Annotated in this window: 10 protein-coding genes; 4 read left to right on the top strand and 6 right to left on the bottom strand. The window is 50.8% G+C overall.

Features of this window, described 5'->3' with window-relative positions; genetic code table 11:
• The first annotated feature begins 276 nt into the window (after positions 1-276).
• Positions 277-696, top strand: coding sequence for a ribonuclease E inhibitor RraB (gene rraB / locus CAG65_RS04340; RefSeq protein WP_161452422.1), 420 nt, complete (start codon positions 277-279; stop codon positions 694-696).
• Positions 697-827: 131 nt separating this feature from the next.
• On the top strand, positions 828-1,631 hold the full coding sequence (locus CAG65_RS04335; protein WP_161452420.1) for a glycosyl hydrolase 2 galactose-binding domain-containing protein: 804 nt from the start codon (positions 828-830) through the stop codon (positions 1,629-1,631).
• 3 nt (positions 1,632-1,634) lie between these two features.
• Here the strand turns inward: CAG65_RS04335 and CAG65_RS04330 are convergent, their stop codons facing one another.
• The 5 genes from CAG65_RS04330 to argR form a co-directional block, all read right to left on the bottom strand.
• On the bottom strand, positions 1,635-2,030 hold the full coding sequence (locus CAG65_RS04330; RefSeq protein ID WP_021706861.1) for a DUF2061 domain-containing protein: 396 nt from the start codon (positions 2,028-2,030) through the stop codon (positions 1,635-1,637).
• Positions 2,031-2,179: 149 nt separating this feature from the next.
• Positions 2,180-2,617, bottom strand: a complete 438-nt coding sequence (locus CAG65_RS04325; RefSeq protein ID WP_021706860.1) for a universal stress protein — start codon at positions 2,615-2,617, stop codon at positions 2,180-2,182.
• A 75-nt stretch (positions 2,618-2,692) separates the two neighbouring features.
• Complete coding sequence (locus CAG65_RS04320) at positions 2,693-5,272, bottom strand: TRAP transporter permease (RefSeq protein WP_161452418.1); 2,580 nt, start codon at positions 5,270-5,272, stop codon at positions 2,693-2,695.
• 189 nt (positions 5,273-5,461) lie between these two features.
• The gene (locus CAG65_RS04315; RefSeq protein WP_161452416.1) at positions 5,462-6,430 is read right to left on the bottom strand and encodes a TAXI family TRAP transporter solute-binding subunit; all 969 of its coding nucleotides are present in this window, start codon (positions 6,428-6,430) and stop codon (positions 5,462-5,464) included.
• Between the two features lie 332 nt (positions 6,431-6,762).
• Positions 6,763-7,233 (bottom strand): transcriptional regulator ArgR, encoded by a 471-nt coding sequence (gene argR / locus CAG65_RS04310; RefSeq protein WP_021706857.1) that lies wholly within the window; start codon positions 7,231-7,233, stop codon positions 6,763-6,765.
• Positions 7,234-7,562: 329 nt separating this feature from the next.
• On the opposite strand from argR, the gene mdh reads away from it, so the two are divergent.
• Together mdh and CAG65_RS04300 are read left to right on the top strand one after the other, a co-directional pair.
• Positions 7,563-8,498: a malate dehydrogenase gene (gene mdh, locus CAG65_RS04305; RefSeq protein ID WP_021706856.1), complete on the top strand. Its 936-nt coding sequence runs from the start codon at positions 7,563-7,565 to the stop codon at positions 8,496-8,498.
• A gap of 115 nt (positions 8,499-8,613) precedes the next feature.
• Entirely contained in the window at positions 8,614-8,805 is a 192-nt protein-coding gene (locus CAG65_RS04300) for a hypothetical protein (RefSeq protein ID WP_040903103.1), read from the top strand.
• Positions 8,806-8,865: 60 nt separating this feature from the next.
• Here the strand turns inward: CAG65_RS04300 and ispB are convergent, their stop codons facing one another.
• On the bottom strand, positions 8,866-9,837 hold the full coding sequence (gene ispB / locus CAG65_RS04295) for an octaprenyl diphosphate synthase (protein ID WP_021706854.1): 972 nt from the start codon (positions 9,835-9,837) through the stop codon (positions 8,866-8,868).
• Positions 9,838-9,934 lie beyond the last annotated feature (97 nt).

Raw genomic sequence — 9,934 nt, 5'->3', positions numbered from 1 at the left:
ATGCAGATAAGTGGGCGAGAGCTGTATTCATCCTGAACTGATATTCACGCACTTTTTCGCCATCCGATGCGGTTTTGACCGCAAAATAAAACTCTGAATGCGTCATTTTGGCTAAAAATGTTAATTTTTTGTGTATTTGCACGCGGTTCTTTTCCGCTCTGCGCGCCTGGTGCGCTAAAGATCCGGATCATTCGGGTTTCGAGGTGGTAATTCCACGCGATCCATGCCATATTTCGTCGCAATTCAAATGATCCTTTTTACTGTCTGGAGCACCTTATGTCGCATGAAGATGAATACATGTCTGTGGAAGAACTGATCGAGATTCAAAAAGAAGATACTCGCGACATCATTCAGGCCTTGTTGGAAGATGGCAGTGATCCAGATGCGCTGTATGAGATCGAACACCACCTGTTTGCGGAAGATTTTGATACGCTGGAAAAAGCGGTCGTCGAAGCATTTAAGATGGGGTTCGAAGTACTTGAAGCGGAAGAAACTGAAGATGAAGACGGCAACAAACTTTTGTGTTGCGACGCGACTATGGAATCGGCCCTGAATGCTGAAGCGATTGACGCTCAGGCGGAAAAACTGATTCACCTTGCCGAAAAATACGACATCATCTACGACGGATGGGGTACCTACTACGAAGGTGAAGATGCTCTGTACAGCGACGAAGATGAGGACGAAGAAGACGCTTAATTGTCTTGGTCGAAAATCAATGGATACCAGCCGATGTCGGCTGGTATTTTTTTGTCTGTCGACAAACTCATGTCCTTATGGAATGAGATTCATTATACTTTTAACCTTTCATTCAACGATGTTTTGATATCATGCAGCTAACACTGGCCGGTCTCTGGCAACTTTCTCCGCTCACCGATCTCTCCATTCCTCAGGACGACATCACGTTTCCCGGACCGCTGAGCTGTGTCCTGCCATCATCGCTGAGTGAAGCGGACATTGCCCGTCAAGAATGGCACCTGATGCACGACATTGAGGTTGATGACGCTATGCTGGCGTTTCCAGCCGTGGATCTGGTGATCACGGGGATCGATTTTCATGCCGAAGTTCGCGTTAACGGCGTGGCGGTGTTTGATTGTGACGCGACCCACAATGAGTATCGCAAGGACATTCGGCCGTATCTGCAGCGTGGCCGCAACCGGTTTGAAATTCTGTTTCTCCAAGAAGAAGATGACTGGCTGATCGATGACGAGCCAGCCACGCCGCTCTGCCCGTTGGGAGAAAGTGCTTACCGGATTAGTGATGCGCGCATCGGGGTTTGGCAAGTGCCGTATTTGCAGTTTATCCGCCATGTGCGTCTTGAACACATTACCACGGAACAAATCTGGCATTATGGGGGCGGGTGTGAATTTCTGGTCGACTTGCACTATCAGACCTACACCCCTGGCCTGGTCTCAGCGTCCGTCAAGTTTAACGGCATGACTTATCAGTTGCCGATAGATGTTCGCAGCGACCACGCCAGTGCACTGTTTCAGGTTGAGGCGCCGATCTATGTTGACCCGCTTCATCCGATGCCCGAGCAGCTCTATCTGCTGGAAATCATGCTCGACGGTCAGAGCCGGCGTTTGCACATCGGCCTGAGCGAAAATCAGTGTGTAACGCACTACCCAGTGTAGAGATCAGTGCGTGCAAACCAGACTGAATGACTGTTTTGATGACTGCTTACGTTGCCAGAAGGTCTCATGGAAATAGTACGCACAGGTATTAATGGTTGGTTCAATCGCCGCCATGATGCCACCGACAAATGCGTCACCAGTCAACACGTATACCACGCTGAACGCCACACTGAAGTGCACCACGGCGAAGCTGGTGGTTTTGATCCGTGCAGATCGGGCGAGTGTTTTTAGTGAGGAAAATGTGTTCCACGCTTTTTCGTGAAAGTAGAACGCCACCGTGTTGACCATAGGTTCAATCATCGCGATCAGGCTGCCTACAATGATATCTCCGGTCAGCACGTACGCCACGGTGAATGCGATAGTAAAATGAATCGTTGCAAAACTGAGCGTTTTTTTCATAGTGAATGCCTGATGAGTGGTTGTCTCGATATGACTATTATTGATAATCATTCTCATAAAATAAAATGGAATATTTCAATAATATCAATAGGCAAAAACTATTAATGTAGCGCTGAATAAAAAAGGCGCCTACTGGCGCCAGATTGGTTTCAGCCCTGTGGTTTCACCACGAGCACATTGATAGGTGAGCTCTGAACCACTTTGCTGGCCACAGAGCCAAGCATGACTTTGTCCATTTTGGAACGCTTGTGACTTGGCATCACGATAAGATCCGCACCGAGTTTGTCCGCGTAGTCGAGGATGGTTCGGTAGGCTTTTCCTTCAGCCACATGGATCTGGTACACCACCTCATCATCTATCTGCTTTTCCGCAAACTGTTTTAGTTGGGCTTTCACATCGGCTTTCATTTTCTTGGCAGCGTCTTTGGGGAAGTAAGTTGCGACCATCGACATGTGAATCCCCGGTAATACCGTCAAAAGATGCACTTCGGCGTTGGAATGTTTGGCGTGCCAAACCGCCAGTTGAACGGCTTTATCGGAAAAGCCTTTTTCATTGAGGTCAACGGGAACCAGGATTTGTTTAAACATAGGTCATTCTCTTGTCGGGTGGCTTGTGCCACTTGATCCTTTGTGTCAGGCTCCGGCTTGCGGAGCCTGATTCTGTTATGCGCTGACCGGTATACGACGTGCGCGACGTTTCTGATTCAGACCCAGAGCGATCAAGATCAACAAGGCCGGAATGAACACCCACTCTTTCATCGGACGATCTGCTTCTTGAACGATCGACTCGATCTCCCAATCAAAGTCAATACCGGCCGCTTCTGCTGGACTACCGAATTCCACCATATCGACCAGCATTTTGCCGTCGCTTTGAGTCAGAGTCAGTCCCATCGAGCTGAGACGCGCTTTGGCGCTGGTGGCCTGTTCGTCAAACGGCAGGCTGACGATTTTCTCAATGTGTTCACCTTCGAGATTGTCGCCACTGACTTTCAGTTCCAGCGATTGTCCTACATGCAGTTGTTCGACAACTTGCGCTATCTCAACGCCTGGGGTAATAACCTTCGCTGGGTACACCATGTCCCACCAGAAGCCCGGACGGAAGAAGGAAAAAGTCAGAACCAGAAGCAGCAGAGTCTCCCACCAGCGGTTCTTGGTGAACCACCACCCCTGAGTGGCTGCGGAGAAGATCAACATGGCGATGATCGAGGAGACCACCGTGAGCATCAGATGCCACCAACTGTCGATGCCGATCAGCAACAACTGGGTATTGAAGATGAACATGAACGGCAAAATGGCGGTTCGGATATCGTATGTGAAACCCTGAATACCGGTTCGGATCGGATCCGATTTGGCGATCGCGGCAGCGGCGAAGGCCGCCAGACCTACCGGAGGCGTATCGTCGGCCAAAATACCGAAGTAGAACACAAACAGATGCACCGCGATCAACGGAATGATCATGCCGTGCTGGGCGCCCAATGTGACGATCACCGGAGCCATTAGTGTTGACACCACGATGTAGTTAGCGGTGGTTGGCAGGCCCATGCCCAGAATCAAACTGATCACCGCGGTAAACAGCAGCATCAAGATCACACTACCGCCAGAAATGAACTCAACGAAATCGGTCATCACCAGACCAATACCGGTTAAGGTTACAACACCGACGACGGTACCAGCGGCGGCGGTCGCCACCCCGATGCCGATCATATTGCGCGCACCGGACACCAGACTCTCTGCCAGATCAACAAACCCGGCTTTGGTCTGTTCCCCCATGTCGTTGCTCTGGTTAAAGATCGCCATCAACGGACGCTGGGTGATCAGAATAAAGATCATAAACACGGTTGCCCAGAACGCGGACAGACCCGGTGAGAAACGCTCGACGGTCAGACACCACACCAGAACCACGATAGGGAGCAGGTAATGCAGGCCTGACTTGATCGTCGGGCCGGAATCAGGCACTTCTTGAATATCGGCGTCGATTTCAATATCGCCCTCGTGGGCAAAGCGCGATGAGATACGTACCAGCAACACGTACGTGATAAGCAGCACTGTGGTGACAATCGGAGTGGCGGCGGCGCCAAAGACGTCCTTGGTCCAGCCCACGCCATAGTAAACCAGTGCGCTGAGCACGCACAGCCCCAAAATGGTACCGGTAAATGACAGCATGCTTTGCAGCAGCGTCGGATTATGACGACGTGGCAGGCCGGTCATGCCCGCTTTGCATGCTTCCAGATGAACGATGTAGATCAGGGCGATGTAGGAGATCAGCGCGGGCAGCAGCGCAGCTTTGATCACTTCAACGTAAGAAATACCCACGTATTCCACCATTAAGAAGGCTGCAGCGCCCATGATCGGTGGTGTGAGCTGTCCATTGGTGGACGCGGCAACTTCCACAGCACCAGCTTTGGTGCCCGGAAAACCGACCCGTTTCATCAGCGGAATGGTGAAAGTCCCGGTGGTCACGACGTTCGCAATCGAGGAGCCAGACACTAGGCCAGACAGACCGGAGGCCACCACGGCGGCTTTGGCCGGGCCACCACGCATGTGACCTAACAAGGAAAACGCTACTTTGATGAAGTAGGCGCCAGCACCTGCGCGCTCAAGCATGGCCCCAAACAAAACAAACAGGAACACGAACGAGGTAGAGACGCCCAGGGCAACCCCAAACACCCCTTCTGTCGTCAGCCACAAGTGTGACATGGCTTTGTTCAGGCTGGCCCCTTTGTGGGCGATCACATCGGGCATATACGGGCCGCCGAAGGTGTACAGCAGGAAGACGGCGGCGACGATCATCAGCGGTGGACCGAGCGCACGTCGGGTGGCCTCAAGCAGCAGCAACATACCAATCACTGAAACGACAATGTCCAGTGTGGTAGGGGCCCCAGAGCGCCCAGCCAGCTCCGCATAGAACAGGTAAATATAGGCCGCCGAGAAGCTGCCAGCCAGCGCCAGCACCCAGTCGATCAGAGGGATATGATCACGGGAAGAGTGCTTCAACGCCGGATAGGCGGTGAACGCTAGAAAGATGGCGAAGGTCAAATGAATAGAGCGAGCCTGGGTGTCATTGAGGACACCAAAGTCAAAAATGAACGGTAGAGGTGAAGCGTACCAAAGCTGGAAGAGTGACCAGCACAGCGGTACAAACCACAAGATGCGGCCCGGAATGCCACTTGGATTACGGGCTCCGGTATCGGACTGAGCCACCATGTCTTGCACATCTTGCGACGAATGATTTGTCTGCGTCATGTACTTTATCCTTATTATAAACGGTCCTGCCTGTCAGTGTTTGGACCACGACTTTGCCACTACTCAGTGTAGTGGATTGAGAGCAAGTTGTTTTCTCAGGTTGTACGAAAGGTGGTTTTCCAAAGGAAGAAAACCAAAGGTATGAGGATGGTAGGGAGGCCTGGCGACCTCCCCGTCTGCAGGGCTGAATTACTTCAGCAAACCCACTTCTTTGTAGTATTTTTCCGCACCCGGATGCAGAGGGATAGACAGACCGGCTTTCACCATGTCTTCTTTTTTCAGGTTGGCGAATGCCGGGTGAAGACGTTTGAAGGTATCAAAGTTTTCGAATACCGCTTTCGCCACATTGTAAGCCACGTCGTCGGACACGTCAGTGGATGTCACCATAGTGGCGGCAACACCAAAGCTCTTCACGTCTTTATCTGTGCCACGATACATGCCGGCAGGAACCGTGCTGTAAGCGTAGTATGGGTTGTCTGCGACGATCTTGTCGATCTGTGAGCCTGTCGCAGGTACCAGTTTCGCGTCACAAGATGTGGTGGCCTCTTTAATCGAACCGTTCGGGTGACCAACCATATAGATAAATGCGTCGATTTTGTTGTCGCACAGGGCTTGCGAGCGCTCAGAACCTTTCAGCTCTGACGCCAGTTTGAAACTGTCGTTGGTCCAGCCCATGGCTTCCATCACCACACCCATTGTCGCGCGGTCACCTGAGCCTGGGTTACCGATGTTGACACGTTTGCCAGCCAGATCGGTCACATTCTCGATGCCTGAGTCTGCACGAGCGATGATGTTAAAAGGTTCGGTGTGCAGAGAGAACATCGCGCGAAGTTTTTTGTATGGGCCTTGCTCGGCAAACTTACTGGTGCCGTTGTAGCCGTGGTATTGCCAATCTGACTGAACGATACCGAAATCCAGCTCGCCGGCGCGAATGGTATTGACGTTGTAGATCGAACCGCCGGTTGACTCTACCGAACAACGGATGTTGTGATCCTTACGGCCTTTGTTCACCAGCTTACAGATCGCCCCACCAGTCGGGTAGTAAACGCCGGTGACGGAACCGGTACCAATCGTGATGAATTCCTGAGCGTTAACCGCGCCTGCACCCATTACTGCGGCTGCAATCGCACCGACCTTAATCAAATTTTTAAATGCCATGAATTTCCCTTCCTTTATTTATTATTAACCCACCGCAAGTGTAGTCGCTGGGGGAGTTTCCCATACTGGAAACGGCATCTTTTTCAAATCCGCGAGTTGAAAAAGTGCCTGAATAATAGCAAAAAATTGGCAGATAATTACAAGGATGTTAAGAAATATAGAGAATTGGGCTAAAATGTAAGCAGATTTGCATGGCGAAAATATGGGCTAATTCTCTTATTAATCATAAGTTTATGATTAACTAACCAGCAAGCCTTTGATTTTTAAAGATGTGATATAAGTCACGCGTTAAAAAATTGGCGTGACTTATATGAAAGAGCGGAAAGTGGAATTTATCCAGTGTATTCAAACAGTTCACATACGGACTGAAACAGTTGCTCTGTGGTGACGTTCAGGGTCGGGGTAATGAAAATAGTGTCATCACCCGCGACGACACCCAGAATGCCTTCCGACTTGCCGAGTGAATCCAGCAGACGGGCAATCAACTGCGCCGCACCCGGGCCAGTGTGAATGACCACCAGGGCTTGGTTATGGTCGACATCCAGTACCAGTTCACGTAGCGAGCTGGAGACCGTCGGAACGCCTAATTCGGCTGGCAGACAGTAAACCATCTCCATTTTGGCATTGCGCGTACGTACTGCACCAAATTTGGTCAACATACGTGAGACTTTGGACTGGTTGATGTTCTCAAAGCCTTCGTGCTTGAGCGCTTCAACAATGTCGCCCTGAGAGCCAAAGCGCTCTTCTTTCAACAGCGCTTTAAACGCGCGGACCAAATTATCTTGTTTCTCTGAATTACGCATAGTTCTTCTTCTGCTTCGGAAAATCAGCTGGTGCATATTTTCGCATAGTCATGCACTCGGCGCCAAATCCTGGTGCAAAACTGTCTAACACATCACTGTAAACTTTCACCACTTTGCTGAGAATTATCGATGTAACTCTTTGTCATTAAGGTAGTTAATATGATAATCACCGCTGTCGGTGTCGCATGAAAAAGTGGAGTTGCGCAAAGTCGCAAAGCTGACGTTAATTGATTGTAATCAACTTGTGATTGCTATAGGTTGAGTGCAGCTGTTTATATAGAATGCCCTACAAGAATGTAATAAGAGATCTACTCTCAAGGAGAACTACAATGAAAGTAGCTGTTATTGGTGCCGCTGGTGGCATCGGTCAAGCCCTAGCCCTTCTTCTTAAAAACCGCCTTCCTGCGGGTTCTGATTTAGCCCTGTACGACATTGCTCCGGTTACGCCAGGTGTGGCGGCCGACCTGAGTCATATCCCAACGCCTGTATCGATCAAAGGTTACGCAGGTGAAGATCCAACGCCAGCACTGGAAGGTGCAGACGTGGTCCTGATTTCTGCAGGTGTTGCGCGTAAGCCGGGTATGGATCGTGCGGATCTGTTTAATGTGAATGCCGGTATCGTAAAATCACTGGCGGAAAAGATCGCGGTAGTATGCCCAACGGCGTGTATCGGTATCATCACGAACCCAGTCAACACCACAGTGCCAATCGCAGCTGAAGTGCTGAAAAAAGCAGGTGTATACGACAAGCGTAAACTGTTTGGTGTGACAACGCTGGACGTGATCCGCTCGGAAACGTTCGTCGCTGAACTGAAAGACAAAGATCCAGGCGAGATCCGCGTGCCTGTGATCGGCGGCCACTCGGGCGTGACAATTCTGCCTTTGTTGTCTCAGGTAGAAGGCGTTGAATTTACCGCAGAAGAGATCGATGCTCTGACCAAACGTATCCAGAATGCGGGTACCGAAGTGGTGGAAGCGAAAGCGGGCGGCGGCTCGGCAACTCTGTCTATGGGTCAGGCGGCGTGTCGTTTTGGCCTGTCTCTGGTGAAAGCACTTCAGGGTGAACCTGGAGTGGTGGAATGTGCTTATGTTGAAGGTGACGGTCAACACGCGCCGTTCTTTGCACAGCCAGTGAAACTGGGTAAAGACGGGGTGGATGAAATCCTAAGTTATGGCGCCCTGAGCCAGTATGAGCAAGCTGCGCTGGAAGGTATGTTGACAACGCTGCAAGGCGATATCGAGACCGGTGTTGAGTTTGTTAAATAAGCCAGTCTAACCGTGTGTTGCAAGCCGATCCTGTGGATCGGCTTTTTTGATCCTGATGATCGTGTATGGCGTAAACTTAAAGGGAACCCCAAGTCATGCGTTGCGGGAGGGAGAGATGGACATAGCGCAAATTAGAAAAGGCATGGTGGTGGAGTGTTCACAAGGTGTGGGGACCGTACTGGTGGTCGACCGTGAAACTCAATCGGTGTTGCTGGAAAAACAGGACACTCATGAGCAACTGGCCGTGGATGCCGGAGAGATCGAATTTAACCCACAACTGCACACTGGCTGCGAACGCTATTACTGAGCCACAGATACCATAAAGGGGAGCCTGGCTCCCCTTTACTCTGGATGTCGTACCGCTGAGTTACTTGCTGCGGTTGACCGACAAATGAGCCAGAGCGATCAACGCTTGTTTGTATTCTGAGTCGGGCAGTACCGCCAGTTCGGCAATCGCTTTATCCGCTTCTTGCAGCGCTTTTTGCGTGGTGTACTCCAGAGAACCGGCCTGGTCCATAACCGCCAGAATGTCGTTCAGTCGTTCCATTCCGTTAGCTTTCTCTATCGCTTCCCGAATCATGGTGGCTTGCTCGGCGTTACCATGACGCATGGCGTGCAGCAGTGGCAGTGTCGGTTTTCCTTCTGCGAGGTCATCGCCGACGTTTTTGCCCATTTCTTCGCCGTCAGAGCTGTAATCCATCACGTCATCAATCAACTGGAATGCAGTGCCCAGGTACTTGCCATAGTTCTGCAGAGCCAGTTCGATCTCTTGCGATGAATCGGTCAGAATGGCACCAATTTGGGTGGCGGCTTCGAACAGACGAGCGGTTTTTGAGTAGATGACCTGCATGTAACTCTCTTCGGTGGTGTCCGGATCGTTGCAGTTCATCAGTTGCTGCACTTCACCTTCGGCGATCACGTTCACCGCATCACTCATCAGTTTGAGGATCTTCATGGATCCCAGTTCCGTCATCATCTGGAACGAACGGGTGTAGATAAAATCCCCGACCAGTACGCTGGCTGCATTGCCAAACGCCGCATTGGCGGTCGCTTTGCCCCGGCGCATATCGGACTCGTCCACCACGTCATCGTGCAAGAGTGTCGCCGTGTGGATGAATTCAATGAAGGCCGCTGCCATGGTATGGCCGTTGCCCTGATAACCCAGTGCGCGAGCGGACAAGACCGCCAAAAGGGGACGCAGACGCTTACCTCCCCCACTAACGATATAAAAACCGAGCTGATTGATTAGAGAAACGTCAGAGTTAAGTTGGGCTTGAATTGTTTCATTCACTTTTGCCATGTCGTCGGCAGTAAGCGCTTGGATAGCTTTAAAATCCATTGTAAATCCGGCTGAGGTTAGAACCCATAAGGTCTTTTATCTACTTTAATTCTTGAATAATACACTAAAAAACGTTGATAAATACATTGCTTAAAGG

Source organism: Vibrio sp. V39_P1S14PM300, from assembly GCF_009904765.1.
Classification (GTDB): domain Bacteria; phylum Pseudomonadota; class Gammaproteobacteria; order Enterobacterales; family Vibrionaceae; genus Vibrio; species Vibrio proteolyticus.
This window is presented reverse-complemented; position numbering and strand designations above follow the sequence as displayed.

Bases quoted from the DNA above. Each gene is read 5' to 3' on its own strand.
- rraB (WP_161452422.1), top strand. From the start codon at position 277: ATGTCGCATGAAGATGAATACATGTCTGTGGAAGAACTGATCGAGATT.
- CAG65_RS04335 (WP_161452420.1), top strand. From the start codon at position 828: ATGCAGCTAACACTGGCCGGTCTCTGGCAACTTTCTCCGCTCACCGAT.
- CAG65_RS04330 (WP_021706861.1), bottom strand. From the start codon at position 2,030: ATGAAAAAAACGCTCAGTTTTGCAACGATTCATTTTACTATCGCATTC.
- CAG65_RS04325 (WP_021706860.1), bottom strand. From the start codon at position 2,617: ATGTTTAAACAAATCCTGGTTCCCGTTGACCTCAATGAAAAAGGCTTT.
- CAG65_RS04320 (WP_161452418.1), bottom strand. From the start codon at position 5,272: ATGACGCAGACAAATCATTCGTCGCAAGATGTGCAAGACATGGTGGCT.
- CAG65_RS04315 (WP_161452416.1), bottom strand. From the start codon at position 6,430: ATGGCATTTAAAAATTTGATTAAGGTCGGTGCGATTGCAGCCGCAGTA.
- argR (WP_021706857.1), bottom strand. From the start codon at position 7,233: ATGCGTAATTCAGAGAAACAAGATAATTTGGTCCGCGCGTTTAAAGCG.
- mdh (WP_021706856.1), top strand. From the start codon at position 7,563: ATGAAAGTAGCTGTTATTGGTGCCGCTGGTGGCATCGGTCAAGCCCTA.
- CAG65_RS04300 (WP_040903103.1), top strand. From the start codon at position 8,614: ATGGACATAGCGCAAATTAGAAAAGGCATGGTGGTGGAGTGTTCACAA.
- ispB (WP_021706854.1), bottom strand. From the start codon at position 9,837: ATGGATTTTAAAGCTATCCAAGCGCTTACTGCCGACGACATGGCAAAA.